This window comes from Streptomyces sp. NPDC005485, from assembly GCF_040606085.1.
Classification (GTDB): domain Bacteria; phylum Actinomycetota; class Actinomycetes; order Streptomycetales; family Streptomycetaceae; genus Streptomyces.
Genome location: NZ_JBEXDZ010000113.1, coordinates 14215 through 31904 on the forward strand (window position 1 = coordinate 14215; position 17690 = coordinate 31904).

Genomic DNA, 17690 nt, shown 5'->3' on the forward strand with positions numbered 1-17690 from the left:
CTCAAGGTCCCCGCTCCACGATGATCACAAGGGGCGCAGGCATCGGTCAACGGTGCGTTCCCCCGGCTACGGCAGCCGGACCGAAGCCCCCGGCTTCAGCAGATGCAGCCGCTCCGCGAGCCCCGCCCCGCCGAACGCCTTCGTCAACGCGGCGCCGTCCTCGGTGAAGTGGCCCCAGTGCTCGAAGTGCAGCGGTACGACATGACGCGCGCCGAGGATTTCGGCGGCCTGCGCGGCGGCCTCGCTGGTCAGGGTCAGCGGAGCGTCCGGCACGAGCGGGGTACGGGCGGCGCCCGCGAACAGCACGGCCACGTCGAACGGACCGTGCCGCTCGGCGATCGCCCGGACGACGTCGAGGGAGGCGTTGTCCCCACTGACGTACACCTTGGGCAGACCCTCGCCGGACAGGACGAAGCCGGTGACCTCGCCCACGATCGGCTCCGAGCCGTCGGGCCCGTGCTGCGCCGGCACGGCGGTGACGCGCAGCGATCCGCCGTCGGGGCGCGGCAGTTCGACATGCGACCAGGACGGCAGGGCCCGCACGGGCGCGCCGATGCGGTCGTACGCCGACGCCGTGGACAGGGTGACAGGGGCGTCCTGAAGATACGTTCGCCCGGACGCGTCGAGGTTGTCCGGGTGCTGGTCGTGCGAGAGCAGGACGGCGTCGACCGCACCGATCTCCGTCGCCGCGAGGGCGGGCCCGGCGGTCTTCACCAACTTCCGCGTGCCGAGGTGGTATTCGCCGGGGGCGTCGAAGGTCGGGTCGGTGAGCAGGCGTACGCCGCCGATTTCGAGCACGGCCGTGGGGCCGCCGACGTAAAGGATCTCCACAGTGGTCATGCTCTGCACAAGAGCGGGGCGCCCGCGGGTATTCCGACGGAAATCGCGGGGCCACGGCGGAGCGGCGCCGTACGAGCGACACTGGACGTATGTGCCGCAGCATCAAGACACTCCGCCCGCCCGTGCTCCCCGAAGAGGCCACCGAGGAGGACATCCGCGCCGCCGCTCTGCAGTACGTTCGCAAGGTCTCCGGCTTCCGCGCCCCGGCTGCCCACAACCGCGAGGTCTTCGACCACGCGGTGGAGGCGATCGCGGCGGCCACGGCCGAACTGCTCGGCGGCCTGGAGGTCCGGGGCGCCGCCCAGCGCGCGGGCTGACCCCAGGCCTACCGACAGCAGCGAGGGGACCTCAGGCCCCGCTCCCCGACTCCCGCATCCCGGGACGCCGGATCAGGAACGCGGCCCCCGCCCCCGCCCCGAAGAGCGCCACCACCGACACCCCGGTGGCGAGCCAGGTCGTGCCGAGCCACTGTCCGCCGAAGTAGCCGAGGGCGACGCTGTACACGGCCCAGCACAGGCCGGCCACGATGGACCAGGGCAGGAACTCGCCGACCCGGCGGTGGGCGGCGCCCGCGCCGAGGGAGACGACCGAGCGGCCGGCCGGGGCGAAGCGGGCGATGACGACGAGCGCGCCGCCGGCCCCGCCGCCGCGCGCGAGAACCGCGCCGAGACGTTCCTGCGCACGCGTCAGCCGACGGGAGCGGGCGATGGCCCGGTCCAGGCGGGCGCCACCGCGCCAGGCGAGCCGGTAGGCCACCAGGTCGCCGAGCACCGACGCCGTGGCGGCGGAGAGGGTCAGCGCGAGGATGTCCGGCACCTCGTGGGGCACCGCGCCGCCGGCGGAACCGGCCGCCGCGGCCGTGGCGGCGGTGATGACCAGGACGCCGCTCGGCAGCACCGGCAGAAAGACGTCGAGAAGAACGGACACGGCGACCGCCGCGTAGATCCATGGGCTGCCGGTCAGCAACCCCACACTCTCAAGCACCCGAACTCCCCTGGACTCCCCCGTAGGCGTCCTGTGCTCCGGTGGTGCGAGGGAGCGGAAAGTGACACCTGTGACAGCCGTACAGCGTACGCCGCGCTTGTCACAGCAGGCTCATGGGGGCTCACGTGTTCGTCACGTCACGTTCACCCGGCTGCTGCTCCGGCGCGGCGGGGCGGGCCCGGATCCCGTACGAACGAGGGAGGAGGGCCGATCCGGTCGGGGGTGCGGACAAGAGGAGTGGGTCAGCGATGGTGGCAGGAATACTCGTCGGAGCCCTGGCGTCGGCCGTACTGGCGACGGGCGGTGCGGCGGGCCCCGCTGCTCCGGCCGCGCCCGACGGCTTCTGGATGCGGACGGACGCGCGCTTCGCGCCGCCCACCGCGTTCGTCGCGTCGGCGGCGGTGACGTACGACATGGATCTCGTCCCGGCGGCCGCCGGGATCGAGGTGAGCCAGCACAGCGACGAGCACGGCGCCACGGACGTACGGCTGCGGGTGACGGGTCTGCGGCCTGGGCACGCGTACGGCGTGCATGTGCACCAGAAGCCGTGCGGCGCGGATCCGGCCGCCGCGGGCGGGCACTACCAGCACCGCAAGGACCCCGTGCAGCCGTCCAAGGACCCGGCCTATGCCAACGACGACAACGAGGTGTGGCTCGACTTCACCGCCGGCGGCGAGGGAGCGGGCGAGGCGGCGGCCCGTCACGACTGGGGCTTCCGGCTGGGCGAGGCCGCCTCCGTGGTGCTGCACTCCGAGCCGGGCATGACGGGCGCACGCGTGGCGTGCTTCTCGGTGCCGTTCGGCTGGACCGCCGGGACGTCCTGACGGTGTGACGGGCTCTCAGCTCCTACGACGACGACGGCGCCCGCCTCTTGGGACAGGCGCCGACGTCTTCGTACGAGGGATCAGGCCGTGACGGGCTCGGAGGCCCGCTTCTCCTCGGAGCCCGGGGCCTGGCGGGTCGCGAACACCCGGTCGAGGCCGAGCGCGCCGGAACCGGTGAAGACCAGCAGCAGGAAGGACCAGCAGAACAGGACGGACAGTTCGCCGCCGTTCTGGATGGGCCACAGGGCCGCGGACTGGTGCACGTCGAAGTACGCGTATGCCATGGAGCCCGAGGCGATGAGCGCGGCGCCGCGGGTGCCGAGGCCGACCAGGACGAACGCGCCGGTGACGAGCTGGATGACCGCGGCGTACCAGCCGGGCCAGGTGCCGGACGGGATGGTGCCGCCATGGGTGCCCATGGCACCGCCGAGGACGCCGAAGAGCGAGGCGGCGCCGTGCACGGTGAAGAGCAGGCCGATGACGATGCGGAACAGGCCTATGGCGTAGGGCTGGGCGCTGTTGAGGCGTCCGGTCATGTGGGAGTGCTCCTTCGGTCTTGTCCGGCCCGTGGGAGGGCCGGATCCTGGGGACGGAACCGAGTGAGCACCAACGCTAGGAGAGGCTAATCGATGCTTTCAAGTTCAACATTTGGCCACCGGTTTGCTTCCGTTTGAGGTTCCGTTTCGGGTGTAGCCGCACGTAGGGCGGCCCTCGCCACCGCATCGGCGTCCGAAAGTGTGACCGAATCCACCCCTGGCCGTGCCCCGGCCGCGGTCACCCAGTGCACTCCCTCCGTCGGTACTCCAACGGCGAACCGCCGTTTGTGCACCCGTCCTTGACTGTCCATCAGGTGATACGGGAGTGGTGTCACGTCCAGTCCGCCCGTCTCGTAGCCGTCGACGGTGTGCGGGCGGCACTGCCCGGCCCGCAGAAGCCCGGCGAGCAGTTCGTCGGCAGTCCGCTTGAGGTCCGGTTCGGGCAGCCGTGCCTCGATGAGGGTGGTGGCCCGTACGGTCGAGTCCGGTACGTCGGGGGAGTGGGCGACCCACGCCCCGTCCTGTGCCCGCACCTCCAGGCGCGGGCCCACCACTTCCAGGACGCCCGCCTCGATCAGCGCGGCCATCTCCTCGATGCGCCGACGCGGCGGGCCGATGGAGAGAAAGGCGTTGAGCGGCGTGTACCAACGGTCCAGGTGCTCCCGGCGCGAGATGCCCGACAGCCCGCCGTGGTCCACGATCCGCCGCAACTCGTTGCGCAGGTCGCGCAACACGTCCAGAGCGGCCTTCAGGGGCCCCTCGACGTTCCCGAGCGCGGCCTGTCCGGCGTCCTCGCGCAGATACGCCAGCAGCCAGCCCCGCCACTCGGCGGCCCCGGCGAAGACGCGCCCGGCGTACGGCCGTGACATCCGCTCCCAGGACCACCGTTCGCCGCGCGGGACACCCAACTCGTCGAGAAGCGCGGCCTCTTGTGGGCTTCGGTGCGCCGCGCCGAGGAAGCGGTCCCGGAAGCTTTCGCCGTCCACGTCCCCTCCCCCGTTGTCGCAGTAGCCGTCGTCGGATTGCCGCAACAGCGCCTCGTAGTACACGGCCTCCACCTCCTTCGCCACCAACGGCCATATCTCGCCGAGGAAGTCGGGCGCGTCGCCGGAGTCCGCGCGTTTGCGGAAGCGGGAGATCACCTCGTCGGTGAGGAGCAGGGGGGTGTGGCGGCCGTACGGGCCCTTCGCGTTGTCGCCACGCGCCTGGTACGGGATCCCGCGGCGTGAACCGGCGTACAGGCGTGGCTCGTTGCCCGAACGCTCGTAGCGCAGTCCCCGCGGGGTGCGGGTGAAGCGTCCGCCTCGGCCGGTCGTCAACAGGGCCATGTGGTCGAAGAAGTTGAGGCCCAGGCCGCGCAGGACGACCGGCTCTCCGGGGGCGAGGGAGGAGAGGTCGACGTCCGCCGGATTGGCCGGCGGGATGTGGCGCAGGTCGTGCGCGTCGGCGTACGCGCCCAGGCGCCGCTGCCCGGGGTCGGTGCGCAGCGGCAGGTGGCCCTGGGCGAGGACCACCGCGGCGAGGCCGGTCAGGGTGCGACCGGTGGAGAGGACGAGGACCTGGTGGCCGTCGGGCGCGTCGGCCAGCCGTATTGCACGCGCCGAGTGCACCTCGACGCGTACCTCGGCCGGGGCCCCGCGCACCACCTCGCCGAAGACCCACTCCAGGTAGTGGCCGTACTGGGCGCGGGTCGGGTAGTCGTCCGGGCCGAGTGCGTCGGGCCGCCAGGTGTGCAGGCTCGGGCCCGGGCGCACCGGCCCCGAGCAGTCCACGCTCTCGTCGGTGAACAGGGTCACCTGCGAGGCCACCGTGTTCATCAGCAGGTGCGGCGACTGGGCGGTACGCCAGACGCGGCCGGGCCCCGGCGGCGCCGGATCGACGACATGGACCGTCAACCGGGCACCCGGCGCGAGGAGTTCCGGCGCTGAGGCGCAGAGACGTTCCAGGACGCTGGTGCCGCGCGGCCCGGCGCCGACGAGGGCGACGGACACGGAGACCTGCGGGATCCCGGAGGGCTCGGCGGTCGCTGCGATCGCTGCGGACAAAGGGGTGACTCCCGGGCGTGGGGGGTGTGTGGCGCGCGTGGGGGCGCGACAGCACACCGTCCACTGGAAGCGGACGGTCCGCCTCATCATGCCGTCGTACGGGGCGGGAGCCGAGCCCGGGAGCGGTTGATCGGCTCCGGTTGTGGGATGCGTCACGAGCATCAGGGACATCCCCCACAACAACCGTACGCAACAGGTCCATTACGGCACGAGTGCGGACTCCATGGCGGTCTTCAGCCGCGCGGAACCGGCGCCGCCCCGTCCCGCCCGTGCCTGTTCGAGCCGCAGGGACGCCGAACGGCCGCGCAGGGTCAGGGTCATCAGCTGGTTGCCGAACCAGGGACCGCCGGTTCTGCGCCACGTGAGGGTCGGACGGCCGCAGCGCCCGTGCCGGGCGAACCGTCGTCCGATGACCCGCGCGAGACCGCTCCAGCCGAAGCGGAAGCCGAGTCGGATGGAGAGCGGGACGGAGTTGTGGACGGGAGAACAGGTCAGCTGGAGAACGCGGGCGTCCGGACCCGCGCCCGCGGGCCAGGACGGCTCGGCGATGTAGGCGTGGTGGACGTCGCCGGACAGCACGCACACGGTCGCCGGCGCGTCCGGTCCCGACCCCGCCTCGGCGATCAGCTCGGCCAATGCCTCGAACGACGCGGGGAAGGCCGCCCAGTGCTCCAAGTCGGCCCGCCTGCGCAGGTATTCGCCGAACCGCGCCCACCGGGCGCCGCGCTCGCCGCGGCACAGCGCGGTGCTCCAGGTCTCGGCGTCGTGGACGAGCGGCGGCAGCAGCCAGGGGAGCGAGGTGCCGACGAGGAGGTGGTCGTACGAGCCGCGGGCGTCCAACGCCTGTTCCCGCACCCACTGTTGCTCGCCCGGGTCGAGCATCGCGCGGCTCTCCTCGTCGAGGACGCGGGCCGCGCGGCTGTCGACCATCAGCACCCGCACGCGGCCGAAGTCGCGACGGTAGCTCCAGCGGACGGAGGCCGGGTCGGCGTCGGCGCGGGCCGCGTGGGCGCGCAGGACGTCGGTGCCGTCGGGGGTGGCGCGGACGGCGGCGTACAGGACGTCCTCGGCCAGCTCCCGGGGCGAGAGATTGCCGAGGTGCTGATGCACCCAGTACGACATCAGTCCGCTCAGCACCCGCTCGCGCCACCACGGGGTGGCGCGCATGTCCTCGACCCAGGAGGCGCTGGTGTTCCAGTCGTCGATGACGTCGTGGTCGTCGAAGATCATGCAGCTGGGCACGGTGGACAGCAGCCAGCGGATCTCGGGGTCGAGCCAGGACTCGTAGTAGAGCCGGGTGTACTCCTCGTAGTCCGCGACCTGGTTGCCCGGGGGATCGGCGAGGCCGCGGCGGGCGGCTATCCAGCGGCGCGTGGCGTCGGAGGTCTCGTCCGCGTACACCTGGTCGCCGAGCAGCAGGAGGACGTCGGGTCGCTCGCCGTCGGGCGCGGCGGCGAGCCGGGTGGCCAGGGTGTCCAGGGCGTCGGGGCCCACCGGGTCGTGCTCGTCCTTGGGCGGCGCGGCCCAGCGGCAGGAGCCGAAGGTGATCAGGACGTCGTCGCCGTCGGCGGGTGTGCGGATGGCCGAGGGCGGAAAGGGGGTGTCGGGCGGCGGCCAGACGGGGGCGCCGTCGAGGAGCACCTCGTACGCGGACTCCGTACCCGGGGTCAGTCCCGTCACCGGGACCAGCGCGTAGTGGTGCCCGGCGACCTGGAAGGTGCGGGCCCGGCCCCGGGCGCCGCCGGCGCAGCGCACCTCGGCGGTGCACGGACGGCTCGCCTCGACCCAGACGGTCGCGGACGAGCCGTCGACGTACCTCAGCAGCGGGCCCAGGCACAGTCTCGCCACGAGATCACCCTCCTCCGTCGCCCCGTACGGTACGGAACGACGGAGGGGAGTGGGGAGGGTCCTGACAGGAACCCGGCGATCAGCAGCCGCTGAGGACCGACGACAGCTTGGACTTCTCGGCGGAGTCGACCGAGAGGTCGTAGTAGTACTTCACCTGGACCCAGGCGCGGACGTAGGTGCAGGCGTACGAGCTGAGCGGGGGCATCCACTCGGCCGGGTCCTGGTCGCTCTTCTGCTGGTTCACGTTGTCCGTGACGGCGATGAGCTGCGGGCGGGTCACGTCGTTGGCGAATGCCTGCCGCTGGGCGGTGGTCCAGTTGCGCGCGCCGGAGTCCCAGGCCTCGGCGAGCGGGACGAGGTGGTCGATGTCGAGGTCGGAGGCGGCGGTCCAGGTGGCGCCGTCGTAGACGGAGTACCAGCTGCCGCTGGTGGCGGTGCAGGCGGAGTTGGTGACGACGTTCGACCCGTCACGCTTGAGGACGTACTCGCGGGTGTTGCAGGTACCGCTGATGGTGATCCAGGTCGGGAACAGGTCCCGGCTGTAGCCGGTCCGGACCTCGGTCGCCACGTCCAGGGAGGCGAGGTAGGTGCGGGCGGTGGCGGCGCTGACCGGCGTGGGCAGCGCGGCGGAGGCGGCCGGACCGTTGAAAAGTCCGACCGAGGCTATGAGAGCACTGAGCGCTGCGACTATGCTGAGCCGTCGACGCGCGTAGACCTTCGCCATGCGAACTCCCTTTGGGTGGGGGGAAGTTGAGGTGCGAGCGGGGAAATGCTCGCGGCGCTCGGTTTCCGGAAGATGTGGGGCAGGTTAGAAGTTAGTGACGTGCTCATGACACGACAAGGTTCCTGACGGGATCGGCCCGGGACCAAAGGCCCTACGGAGGCCGCGTGGGACTCACGTACGATGGGCAGCGCAGAAGGGGAGTAGCTCTTCGCCGGACCGTCGACATACTGCTCAGCTCGTCTGAGCCGGCGCCCGGAGGCAGGCCTCGTTTCGAGGGGTCGGCCGGCGAGACCTTCGGTAAGCAGTGCACCGACCCGTGCCTCATGGCGCGGGAGCCCATGTGTGCTGCCGTGCCGAGGTGTCGCAGCGCGATCACACACTCTCGGCGGGGCAGCCCGACCGATTGAGGAATCTTGATCAGCATCACCGTCACGGCGCTCGTCTTCGGCGTCGTCTTCCTCGCCGAACTGCCGGACAAGACGGCCCTCGCCGGGCTCGTCCTCGGCACCCGCTACCGCGCCTCGTACGTCTTCGCGGGGGTCGCCGCCGCCTTCGCACTCCATGTCGCGCTCGCCGTCGCGGCGGGCAGCGTGCTGACGCTGCTGCCCCAGCAGATCGTGCACGCGCTGACCGGTGTGCTCTTCCTCGGCGGTGCGGCCGTACTCCTGATGAAGAAGGACGAGGACGAGGGGGAGATCCGCAAGCCCGAGGACCAGAGCTTCTGGAAGGTCTCGGGGGCGGGCTTCATGCTCATCCTGATCGCCGAGTTCGGTGACCTCACGCAGATCATGACGGCGAACCTCGCGGCCCGCTACGACGACCCGCTCTCCGTCGGCCTCGGCGCGGTGCTGGCGCTGTGGGCGGTGGCCGGGCTCGGCATCCTCGGGGGCCGGGCGCTGATGAAGCGGGTGCCGTTGCGGCTCATCACCAAGGTGGCGGCCGTGCTGATGCTGGGGCTGGGCGTGTGGAGCCTCTACGAGGCGGTGGCCGGGTGAGCGGTGGGGTGAACGTGGGGGGTCGTGCCGGTGTCTGTACGGGGCCTTCGCGGGAGCCCTGCGCATCGCCCCTGGTCAGAAGCGGTGGCGCGAGGGGCACTCTGTTTTGTATCGTGGAGGAACAAAGTGGCTCCCGCCCGCACTCCCTGACCGGCGGGCGGGGCCGCCTTGTCCTGGGGGCCGTGACAGCGGCCCCTTTCCTGCGTTTCCCGCGTTTCCTGCGCCCTGGAGCATGCCGATGACGGCCACGACCGTTTCCGTTCTGACCGCCCGCGCCCTGCTGCTCGACATGGACGGCACCCTCGTCAACTCGGACGCCGTCGTCGAGCGCTGCTGGCACCGCTGGGCCGACCGGCACGGGCTCGACGGGGCCGAGGTCATGAAGGTCGTCCATGGGCGGCAGGGGTACGCCTCCATGGCCGTACTGCTGCCCGAGCGGCCCATGGCGCAGAACCACGCGGACAATGCGCGCATGCTCGCCGAGGAGACCGCCGACATGGACGGCGTCGTCGCCGTCCCCGGCGCCGAGGCCTTCCTCGCCTCCCTCGCCGGGCTGCCGCACGCCCTCGTGACCTCCGCGGACGTCGGCCTGTCCTCCGCGCGGATGGCCGCCGCGGGGCTCGGCCTTCCCGACGTGCGGATCACCGCCGAGTCCGTCGGCGCGAGCAAGCCGGATCCCGAGGGGTTCCTCAAGGGCGCCGCCGAACTGGGCATCGCGCCCGAGGACTGCGTCGTCTTCGAGGACTCCGGGGCGGGGATCGCGGCCGGGCGCTCCGCGGGGATGCGGGTCGTGGGGGTCGGCCCTCGTGCGGGCGCCCACCGGCCGGACGTGCTCGTCCGCGACCTGCGCGAGGTCCGCGTCGAGGACGCCGGGGGTGGCGTGATCCGCCTGCACGTCGGCTAGCCCCGGGGCTTGTCTCGACGGTGACCCGGGGTGGGTGGGCGAACCCCGGGTGCCCCATGCTTGAACGGTCACCCGGGGTGGGTGGGCAATCCCCGGGTGCCCGCTGGCTTTGCTCGGTTACCCGGTGTTGGTGTCGGCCGGGGGTGGGTCACGCAGCCCGGCGTTCACGGGGTGCCGCTGCGCCCACCCGTGCCGCCCCTGGCGGCACGATTGCCCGCAGTGACGTTGCTTCGCCGGCCCCTGCGTCACACGCACCCGCCGCTGGTGGGTGGGCCACTGCCTCTAGCTGCACGCGCGCCCGCAGTGACGCGGCTTCGCCGACCAACCACGGGCACACGCACCCCCGCTGCTGGGTGTGCAGCCGCACCCCCACGCACCCGCAGTCGCGTACGCACGGAAGGGTCCGTGCCGGTACGTCTCTGCCCGTCGCGTAGCCGGCTCCCAGCCGAGTTTCGCCATGCTCAACCCCGGGCAGTACGCCCACGCGGCGACGGGCAAGACGTACCGGCACGGACCCGACCCACAACGCACCGCACCGCGAACGGCGCCCACGCCAGCAGACGGCACGGACCCGACCCACCCACCGACCCCCATGCGCACGGCGCCCACGCCAGCAGACGGCACGGACCCGACCCACAACGCACCCGCACCGCGCCCCGCGAACGGCGCGTACGCCGGCAGCGCGGATCAGGGCTCCCGGGTTTCCGATTCCAGACGGGACCGGGTCGTGCCGCCGTAGACGCCCAGTTGGTCGGTGGTGATCCCGCGGGCCCACTGGTAGCGGCGTACGGCGTCTTCGACCTGGGTGTCGTACGTGCCGTTGGTGTCGCCGACGTAGAGGGCCAACTGGGAGAGGCGGAGCTGGAGTTCGGTCACGTCGGGGCCCTGGTCGCCGAGCTGGAGTGACTGGGAGCGGCGCCGGTCCCGGTTGCCCTCGGTGGGAATGACCGACCCGGTGGCGGAGACGGTCGAGGGGGCCCCGGACGGCGTGGCGGTCGGCGAGGGAACCCCCGTGCCAGACGCCGAGGGCGACGCGGAAACCGACGGCGACGGCGAGGCCGACGGGGAAGGAGCCACACCCGCGCCACGGCTGGGCACCGGAACCGACCCCCGCACCGGCGCCGTGGACCGCACGCCCCCCGACGCGGACGCCGAGGCAGCCTCGGACGACACGTCCGGCACGCTCGCCCGCGCGTCGTCGGGCAACGCCCGGTCCCGCGCGGGGGTGTCGTACGAGAACATCCCGCTGGCGAACCCCGCCGCGGCCACGACGGTCACCACAGCCCCGGCGACACCGAGCAGAACACCACGCGCCCGACGCCGTGACGCCGGCTCCACCGAAACCGCCGGCTCCCCCGGAGGCCCCGGAACAGGCCCAGGCTCGGCCCCCGCCCCCGCCCCCGGCAGCGCCGCAAGCCGCATCGTGGCCGCGGACCCGTCCCCGCCCCCGTAAGCGCCCCCCGCCGGCACCTCCCCCGGCTCCAGCTCCACGTAGGGCCGTATCCGCAACGGATCGAAGTCCTCCGCCGCGGCCGCCTCCGCCGTGCGGGCGTCCCGCAGAGCGTCGGACGCCCGTTGCGTGCACGCGCAGGAAGGCGTGCCGTCCGGCGCCCGGGGTGCTCCGCACTCGGGGCAGACAAGCCCGTTCACATCGGTCACGCGTGAATCCCTCCCCCTGAGAACTCCACAGATTATGCAGATCTTCCGCACACGATGCCCAGGAGCCCCCGGATTCCCGGCCACGGGGAGGACTCAACAGGCCATAACCGGTCACACCGACCAGGATGGAACGTGGCCGAGACCCGAGCGGCCCACGGGAGGTCTGCATGACCGAGGACGCGCAAGGCGCCGGAGAAGCGCAGCCTGCGGCAGGGCGGGAAACGAGCTCGCCGTCACCGGCCGTGGCTCCCGACACCCCCGCCCGAGGCCGTCACCGCAGAGGCGAAACCCCCGACCAGCACGTACCCGGCGGCGTCATGGTCTCGATCGGCGCCCTCCTGCTGGGCATGCTGCTCGCCGCGCTGGACCAGACGATCGTGTCGACCGCGCTGCCGACGATCGTCAGCGACCTCGGGGGCCTGGAGCACCTCTCCTGGGTGGTCACCGCATACCTGCTCGCGTCGACCGCTGCGACCCCGCTGTGGGGCAAGCTCGGTGACCAGTACGGCCGAAAGCGGCTGTTCCAGGCGGCGATCGTGATCTTCCTGATCGGGTCGGCGCTGTGCGGCATGGCGCAGAACATGCCGCAGCTGATCGGCTTCCGCGCGCTGCAGGGGCTCGGCGGCGGCGGGCTGATGGTGCTGTCGATGGCGATCGTCGGCGACCTCGTGCCGCCGCGCGAACGCGGCAAGTACCAGGGGCTGTTCGGCGCGGTGTTCGGCGCGACGAGCGTGCTCGGCCCGCTGCTCGGCGGCCTGTTCACGGAGCATCTGAGCTGGCGCTGGGTGTTCTACATCAACCTGCCGGTCGGCATCGTGGCCCTCGCCGTGATCGCCGCGGTCCTGCACATCCCGCACCGTGCCGAGCATCACGTCATCGACTACCTCGGCACCCTCCTCATCGCCACCGTCGCCACCTGCCTGATCCTGGTGGCGTCGCTCGGCGGCACCACCTGGGACTGGAACTCGCCGCAGCTGATCGGCGTCGCGGTCCTCGGCGTCGTCCTGGCGGTGGCCTTCGTCGCCGTCGAACAAAGGGCGGCCGAACCCGTCCTCCCCCTCAAGCTGTTCCGCATCCGCACCTTCACGCTCGCCGCCGTCATCAGCTTCATCGTCGGCTTCGCCATGTTCGGCGCGATGACGTACCTCCCCACGTTCCTCCAGGTCGTCCAGGGCGTGACGCCCACGATGTCCGGCGTGCACATGCTGCCCATGGTGTTCGGCCTGCTGATCTCCTCCACCGCCTCCGGCCAGATCGTCAGCCGTACCGGCCGCTGGAAGGTGTTCCCCATCGCCGGCACGGCGGTCACGGCCCTCGGTCTGCTCCTGCTGCACCAGCTCGACGAGAACAGCGGCACCGGCGAGATGAGCGCGTACTTCTTCGTCTTCGGCCTGGGCCTCGGCCTGGTCATGCAGGTCCTCGTGCTGATCGTGCAGAACGCCGTGTCGTACGAGGATCTGGGCGTCGCCACCTCCGGCGCCACTTTCTTCCGCTCCATCGGTGCCTCGTTCGGCGTGGCCATCTTCGGCACGGTCTTCGCGAGCCGCCTCGGCGACAAGCTGACGGACGCGCTCAGCGGACAGCAGCTCCCGGCGGGCATCACGGCGGACTCCCTCAAGGCCGACCCGAAGGGCATCTCCCAACTCCCGTCCACCCTGCAGCCCCCGGTCCTGCACGCGTACGCCGCATCCATCACGGACGTCTTCCTGTACGCCGCCCCGGTCGCCGTCGTCGGCTTCGTGCTGGCCTGGTTCCTGCGCGAGGACAAGCTGCGGGGCGCCGTCACGACCCCCGATCTCACGGAGACGCTCGCCAGCAACCCGGTGGAACGCTCCTCGTACGACGAGGTGTGCCGCGCGCTGTCCGTGCTCGGCACCCGCGAGGGGCGCCGGGAGATCTACGAGAAGATCACCGCGCGGGCGGGCTACGACCTGCTGCCCGCCGCGAGCTGGCTGCTGCTGCGGATCAGGAAGTACGGCTGGGCCGAGCCCGCGGTGCTCGCCGAGCGCAGCGCCGTACCGCTGAGTGTCGTGATCGCGGCGGCCCGTCAGGTCGAGGAGCGCCGCCTCGCCGTGCGCGAGGGCGTCGACCTGGTCCTCACGGACGAGGGCCGGGTCGCCGCGGGGAAGCTGGCCGAGGCCCGCGAGGAGTCCCTGGCCGAACTGCTCGGCGACTGGTGGGGCCCGGACCGCCCCACCGACCTGGCCCAGCTGATCACGGAACTCAACGCCGAGATGTGCGGCTCCGACGGGGAACGCCCGCACGACGGGGCGACGGCACGCCCGTACAGGACGGTCGCCTGATCCGCCCAGGACCTCCCATGGGCCCCCAGCCGGTCGGCTTCCTCAGCCCGTGAGCTTCTTCGCGAACCAGTGTTCCGCGTAGGTGCTGTCGTTGTGCGGCGCGGTCTCCTCGTAGCCGAGGCGGGCGTACAGGGTGCGCGCCTCCACGAGGTCGTTACGCGTGTCGAGGACGATCCGCTCGGCGCCGAGGCCACGCGCCGCGTCCTCGGCGGCCGCCACCAGCAGCGCCGCGCCACCCCGGCCGCGCATCCCCTCGCGGAGGAAGACGCGCTTGAGTTCGGCCGTGGCCGCGTCGGTCAGTTGCACGCCCGCGGTGCCGGCCGGCTCGCCCCCGTACCGCGCGACGAGCAGCACTCCACCGGGCGGTGCGAGATACGCGCCCGTGTCGGCGGCGATCTCCCGCTCCAGTTCGTCGGGGTCGGTGCGCCGCGCTTCGTGGAGCAGGTACCAGCGGTCGCTGACCTCCGTGTAGTACGCCCGCCACAGTTCGGCGGCGACGGGGGAGTCGAAGGGCTCGGGAGCGATCGTCCAGGGGAGTGCCTCACGGGTCATGTCGATCATTGTCACGGCGTGCCCCGCCCTGTCGGCAACCGCATTTCCTCAGGGCTTCACGGCCCGCAGCAGCATGTGCGTGACCTCGGGGGAGTCGTGGACCTCGGTCTTGTGCCACTCGATGTGCTCGGTGCCGAGGTCGTCGAAGAGACGGGTGCCGGTGCAGGCCAGGACGGGGACGATGTGCAGGAGCAGTTCGTCGAGCAGGCCCGCGCGGATGAACTGCTGGACGAGGTGCGCGCCGCCGGCCAGCGAGACGTCCTTCTCGCCCGCGTCCTCCCGGGCGAGTGAGAGAGCGTGCTCGGGGCCCTCGGTGACGAAGTGGAAGTCGGTGCCGCCCTGCTTGTGGAGGGTCTCGCGGGGGTGGTGGGTGACGACGTACACGGGGTGGTGGAAGGGCGGGTTGTCGCCCCACGGGATCTCCCCGGTGACGTACATGCCGTGGCCCATCACGACCGCCCCGGACCCGGCGTTCCAGGCTTCGAGCATCCGCGAGTCCGCGTTGTCCGTCCCGCCCGCCAGGCCCTGCGCCTCCCGGAACGCGCGCAGCCCGTACACCCACTGGTGCAAGCGCTCGCCGCCGATGCCGAGAGGGTGCTCCACTCCGGAGTCGGGCCCGGCGATGAATCCGTCCAGCGACATGGCGAGCCGTGCGACGACCTTGCTCATGATGATCTCCTCAAGGGGATTCTGGCTTCTCGCTCTTCTCACTCCGTGCGTCGAACGGGCCGCCCCCGAATCGACACACCCGCCGGACGAATTACGGAAACTGGTCGTCATGAACCGAACAGACCGGCTGTACGCGCTCGTCGAGGAGTTGCGTGCCGCCGCGCCCCGTCCGCGCAGCGCGCGGACGCTCGCCCTGCGCTTCGAGGTCAGCGTCCGCACGATCGAGCGGGATCTCGCCGCGCTGCAGCAGTCGGGCGTGCCGGTCTACGCCGAACCCGGCCGGAGCGGCGGTTACGTCCTGGACCGGGAGCGGACCCTGCCGCCGCTGACCATCACCCCCGCCGAGGCGACCGCGCTGGCCGTCGCCCTGCGGGCGCTCACCGGCACGCCCTTCGCGGCCGACGCGCGCAGCGCGCTGCACAAGGTGCTGGCCGTGATGCCGGACCGGGAGCGCACGGCCGCCACGGACCTCGCGGGCCGGGTCCAGCTGCTCGTGCCCGCCTCGGCCGAGCGGCAGCCGCCCGCGCCGGCCGTGCCGGGACCGCTGCGGGAGGCTCTGGCGGCCGGGCGGGTGCTGCGCCTGGAGTACGCGGACGTCGCGGGCGCGCTGACCGGACGTACCGTCGAGCCGCTCGCCTTCCTCGGCGGCGCGGACCACTGGTACCTGGTGGCGTGGTGCCGGCTGCGTTCCGGTGTGCGCTGTTTCCGTCTCGACCGCATACGGAAGGCCGCGCTGCTCGACGAGCGGATACCGGAACGCGCGATCGACCTGGCCGAACTCGACACGCTCGGCTGGGACTTGATGCCGCTGACCGAACTGGGGGTGTGAGCGCAATCACCGACAGGGGGTTGTCGCGCACGGGCGTGAAGCTGTTGTCTCCCACCACGGAAGGCGACCACCATGACATCGACCACGACCACCACCACGACGACGGACTCGGCCCCCGACACCCTCACCCCTGAGACGGGGATCGCCCTCTTCGCGCGCTGGACGGCCATGTGGAACGGCGACTTCAGCGAGCCCGAGCGCTTCCTCGACCCGGACTTCCGGATCCGGTTCGGCAACACCCCCGACGGCGCGGAGACCGACGACATCCACGGACCGGCGGCCGTCGTCGACTACATCGCGCGGTTCCGCGCGTCCTACCCCGCCCTCCACTACGCCATGGACGGCACCCCGCTCGTCGACGCCGGGCAGCGCGGCGCGGCGACCCGCTGGTACGTGAAGGGGGAGGACGCCTCAGGCGCCGGCCTGGCGAAGAGCGGCATCGACCTGATCGAGGTACGGGCGGGACGCATCGTGACGGTGTGGTCCGTGACGGGTCACCGTCGCTTCGCTGCGTGACGGACGCTGTTTGAGGGGCGAGTTCCGGGCAACCCGGACGGGGAGCCGGCCCGTTGGGCCGAGGACCCCGGAAGGCATCCATGTCCACAGGCGTGATCATCGCTCTGATCGTGATCGTGGCGGCCGTTGTCATTGTCGCGGCCGCCCTTGTCCTTCTCGCCCGGAGGCCGCAGGGCGGGCGAAACCTGCGGCGACGCTTCGGGCCCGAGTACGACCGCACCGTCGCCAGGCACGACGGCGACGCCCGGGCCGCCGAACGCGACCTTGCCGAACGCGTCAAGCGGCACGGTTCGCTGCGTGAGCGGCCGTTGGAACCCGCGGCCCGTGACCAGTACGTGGCCCGCTGGACGGCCGCCCAGGAACGCTTCGTCGACTCGCCGCGGGAGGCGGTCGCCGAGGCGGACCGGCTGCTGCAGGAGCTGGCCGGCGAACGCGGCTTCCCGGACGGCGGCCGCTACGAGGAGCAGCTCGCCGCGCTCTCCGTGCACCACGGGCACCGCGTCCACGGCTTCCGTCAGGTGCACCGGGCCGCGCAGTCCGGCACCGCGGACGGCGGGGCCGGTACGGAGGAGCTGCGCGAGGCCATGGTCGAGGCCCGCGCCCTCTTCGACGAGCTGGTGACCCCGTCCCGCCGGGACCACGCCCGCCACCGCGCGGACGATGGTTCCGAGGCGGCCGGAGACACCCGTACAGCGGCGCCCGCCCGCACCGAGGGCTCCGCCTCCCACAGCCGGTCCCATCTGCCGTGGGCGTTCAACAGGCATCAGGCGAAGGGCAGTTGAGGGCAGCCGAGGAAGGTGAAGTACGTGATCTCAGGTGAAGGAACCGAAGGCACCGGACGCACCGAAGGACGCAACGACGAACGCAACGCAGAACGCAACGAAGGACGCACCGAAGGCATCAAGGGCGCCGAGCGTGCCGAGCACATGGAAGGCACACCGCGCGGCGACCGGCCCGCGCCCATGAAGGGCCGCATGGGCCAGGCCGCTCAGGCCGAAGACCTCGGCGGCGGCCGTACGAGCCGTACGACGGACACGCCGGCCCGGGAGGGCATGGACACCGGTAGGGACACCGGTACGGGCACCGGCATGGGTGCCGCGGCCCGCAAGGGCTCCGCGCACGACACCCGGCTGGTCCCGCACGACGACACCGACAAGCTGTCGCTGCGGCTGCAGCACGCCGTCGGTGGATTCGTCGACGGTCCGCGGGCGTCCATCGAGGAGGCCGACCATGTGCTGGAGGAGGCCGCCGAGCGGCTCACGGACGCGGTGACGCAGCGTCGCCGTACGCTGCGCGCGTCCTGGCAGACCACCGGTGAGGACTCCTCCGACACCGAGCAACTCCGCCTGGCCCTGCGGGACTACCGCGAACTGACGGAGCGGCTGCTGAGGATCTGAGGAACCCGGCAGACGCAGGCAGTACGCGGACAGCACACAGGCCGCGCCCCCGGACCGTCGTCCGG

At 72.1% G+C, this 17690-nt stretch carries 19 protein-coding genes; 10 read left to right on the forward strand and 9 right to left on the reverse strand.

The window, feature by feature from the left end; all coding sequences use genetic code 11:
- Nucleotides 1-66: 66 nt before the first annotated feature.
- Nucleotides 67-840, reverse strand: a complete 774-nt coding sequence (locus ABZS97_RS30685) for an MBL fold metallo-hydrolase (RefSeq protein ID WP_356142855.1) — start codon at nt 838-840, stop codon at nt 67-69.
- Between the two features lie 89 nt (nt 841-929).
- Between ABZS97_RS30685 and ABZS97_RS30690 the strand changes: the two genes are divergently transcribed.
- A complete protein-coding gene (locus ABZS97_RS30690) occupies nt 930-1157 on the forward strand; it encodes a DUF2277 domain-containing protein (RefSeq protein ID WP_356142857.1) in 228 nt (75 codons plus the stop codon).
- Between the two features lie 31 nt (nt 1158-1188).
- Here ABZS97_RS30690 and ABZS97_RS30695 read toward each other — a convergent pair whose 3' ends face one another.
- Entirely contained in the window at nt 1189-1824 is a 636-nt protein-coding gene (locus ABZS97_RS30695; protein WP_356142859.1) for a VTT domain-containing protein, read from the reverse strand.
- A gap of 248 nt (nt 1825-2072) precedes the next feature.
- Here ABZS97_RS30695 and ABZS97_RS30700 point away from each other — a divergent pair, with 248 nt between their 5' ends.
- Nucleotides 2073-2648, forward strand: coding sequence for a superoxide dismutase family protein (locus ABZS97_RS30700; RefSeq protein ID WP_356142861.1), 576 nt, complete (start codon nt 2073-2075; stop codon nt 2646-2648).
- Nucleotides 2649-2728: 80 nt separating this feature from the next.
- Here ABZS97_RS30700 and ABZS97_RS30705 read toward each other — a convergent pair whose 3' ends face one another.
- The 4 genes from ABZS97_RS30705 to ABZS97_RS30720 form a co-directional block, all read right to left on the reverse strand.
- Entirely contained in the window at nt 2729-3184 is a 456-nt protein-coding gene (locus tag ABZS97_RS30705; RefSeq protein ID WP_356142863.1) for a DoxX family protein, read from the reverse strand.
- An 86-nt stretch (nt 3185-3270) separates the two neighbouring features.
- Nucleotides 3271-5229 carry an FAD/NAD(P)-binding protein gene (locus tag ABZS97_RS30710; RefSeq protein ID WP_356142865.1) on the reverse strand — a complete coding sequence of 653 codons (1959 nt, stop codon included), beginning with the start codon at nt 5227-5229 and terminating at the stop codon, nt 3271-3273.
- Between the two features lie 201 nt (nt 5230-5430).
- Nucleotides 5431-7077, reverse strand: coding sequence for an alkaline phosphatase D family protein (locus ABZS97_RS30715; protein ID WP_356142868.1), 1647 nt, complete (start codon nt 7075-7077; stop codon nt 5431-5433).
- 79 nt (nt 7078-7156) lie between these two features.
- Complete coding sequence (locus ABZS97_RS30720; protein ID WP_356142870.1) at nt 7157-7801, reverse strand: HNH endonuclease family protein; 645 nt, start codon at nt 7799-7801, stop codon at nt 7157-7159.
- A 413-nt stretch (nt 7802-8214) separates the two neighbouring features.
- Between ABZS97_RS30720 and ABZS97_RS30725 the strand changes: the two genes are divergently transcribed.
- A complete protein-coding gene (locus ABZS97_RS30725; protein ID WP_356142872.1) occupies nt 8215-8796 on the forward strand; it encodes a TMEM165/GDT1 family protein in 582 nt (193 codons plus the stop codon).
- Between the two features lie 238 nt (nt 8797-9034).
- Nucleotides 9035-9700, forward strand: coding sequence for an HAD family hydrolase (locus ABZS97_RS30730; protein ID WP_356142874.1), 666 nt, complete (start codon nt 9035-9037; stop codon nt 9698-9700).
- Nucleotides 9701-10387: 687 nt separating this feature from the next.
- On the opposite strand, the gene ABZS97_RS30735 is transcribed toward ABZS97_RS30730, so the two are convergent.
- Nucleotides 10388-10576, reverse strand: coding sequence for a peptidoglycan-binding domain-containing protein (locus ABZS97_RS30735; protein WP_356142876.1), 189 nt, complete (start codon nt 10574-10576; stop codon nt 10388-10390).
- A 67-nt stretch (nt 10577-10643) separates the two neighbouring features.
- Here ABZS97_RS30735 and ABZS97_RS30740 point away from each other — a divergent pair, with 67 nt between their 5' ends.
- A complete protein-coding gene (locus ABZS97_RS30740) occupies nt 10644-11153 on the forward strand; it encodes a hypothetical protein (protein ID WP_356142878.1) in 510 nt (169 codons plus the stop codon).
- Between the two features lie 523 nt (nt 11154-11676).
- Entirely contained in the window at nt 11677-13662 is a 1986-nt protein-coding gene (locus ABZS97_RS30745) for an MDR family MFS transporter (protein WP_356142896.1), read from the forward strand.
- Nucleotides 13663-13704: 42 nt separating this feature from the next.
- Here ABZS97_RS30745 and ABZS97_RS30750 read toward each other — a convergent pair whose 3' ends face one another.
- On the reverse strand, nt 13705-14214 hold the full coding sequence (locus tag ABZS97_RS30750; protein WP_356142880.1) for a GNAT family N-acetyltransferase: 510 nt from the start codon (nt 14212-14214) through the stop codon (nt 13705-13707).
- A gap of 48 nt (nt 14215-14262) precedes the next feature.
- A complete protein-coding gene (locus tag ABZS97_RS30755) occupies nt 14263-14883 on the reverse strand; it encodes a dihydrofolate reductase family protein (RefSeq protein WP_356142882.1) in 621 nt (206 codons plus the stop codon).
- A gap of 109 nt (nt 14884-14992) precedes the next feature.
- Between ABZS97_RS30755 and ABZS97_RS30760 the strand changes: the two genes are divergently transcribed.
- The 4 genes from ABZS97_RS30760 (at nt 14993) to ABZS97_RS30775 (ending at nt 17625) form a co-directional block, all read left to right on the forward strand.
- Nucleotides 14993-15712, forward strand: a complete 720-nt coding sequence (locus tag ABZS97_RS30760) for a YafY family protein (RefSeq protein WP_356142884.1) — start codon at nt 14993-14995, stop codon at nt 15710-15712.
- A gap of 72 nt (nt 15713-15784) precedes the next feature.
- Entirely contained in the window at nt 15785-16228 is a 444-nt protein-coding gene (locus ABZS97_RS30765) for a nuclear transport factor 2 family protein (RefSeq protein WP_356142886.1), read from the forward strand.
- A gap of 80 nt (nt 16229-16308) precedes the next feature.
- Nucleotides 16309-17010: a hypothetical protein gene (locus ABZS97_RS30770; protein WP_356142888.1), complete on the forward strand. Its 702-nt coding sequence runs from the start codon at nt 16309-16311 to the stop codon at nt 17008-17010.
- 24 nt (nt 17011-17034) lie between these two features.
- Nucleotides 17035-17625: a hypothetical protein gene (locus ABZS97_RS30775; protein ID WP_356142890.1), complete on the forward strand. Its 591-nt coding sequence runs from the start codon at nt 17035-17037 to the stop codon at nt 17623-17625.
- The last annotated feature ends 65 nt before the right edge of the window (nt 17626-17690 follow it).

Bases quoted from the DNA above. Each gene is read 5' to 3' on its own strand.
- ABZS97_RS30685 (WP_356142855.1), bottom strand. From the start codon at position 840: ATGACCACTGTGGAGATCCTTTACGTCGGCGGCCCCACGGCCGTGCTC.
- ABZS97_RS30690 (WP_356142857.1), top strand. From the start codon at position 930: ATGTGCCGCAGCATCAAGACACTCCGCCCGCCCGTGCTCCCCGAAGAG.
- ABZS97_RS30700 (WP_356142861.1), top strand. From the start codon at position 2,073: ATGGTGGCAGGAATACTCGTCGGAGCCCTGGCGTCGGCCGTACTGGCG.
- ABZS97_RS30705 (WP_356142863.1), bottom strand. From the start codon at position 3,184: ATGACCGGACGCCTCAACAGCGCCCAGCCCTACGCCATAGGCCTGTTC.
- ABZS97_RS30720 (WP_356142870.1), bottom strand. From the start codon at position 7,801: ATGGCGAAGGTCTACGCGCGTCGACGGCTCAGCATAGTCGCAGCGCTC.
- ABZS97_RS30730 (WP_356142874.1), top strand. From the start codon at position 9,035: ATGACGGCCACGACCGTTTCCGTTCTGACCGCCCGCGCCCTGCTGCTC.
- ABZS97_RS30740 (WP_356142878.1), top strand. From the start codon at position 10,644: ATGACCGACCCGGTGGCGGAGACGGTCGAGGGGGCCCCGGACGGCGTG.
- ABZS97_RS30745 (WP_356142896.1), top strand. From the start codon at position 11,677: ATGGTCTCGATCGGCGCCCTCCTGCTGGGCATGCTGCTCGCCGCGCTG.
- ABZS97_RS30750 (WP_356142880.1), bottom strand. From the start codon at position 14,214: ATGACCCGTGAGGCACTCCCCTGGACGATCGCTCCCGAGCCCTTCGAC.
- ABZS97_RS30755 (WP_356142882.1), bottom strand. From the start codon at position 14,883: ATGAGCAAGGTCGTCGCACGGCTCGCCATGTCGCTGGACGGATTCATC.
- ABZS97_RS30760 (WP_356142884.1), top strand. From the start codon at position 14,993: ATGAACCGAACAGACCGGCTGTACGCGCTCGTCGAGGAGTTGCGTGCC.
- ABZS97_RS30765 (WP_356142886.1), top strand. From the start codon at position 15,785: ATGACATCGACCACGACCACCACCACGACGACGGACTCGGCCCCCGAC.
- ABZS97_RS30770 (WP_356142888.1), top strand. From the start codon at position 16,309: ATGTCCACAGGCGTGATCATCGCTCTGATCGTGATCGTGGCGGCCGTT.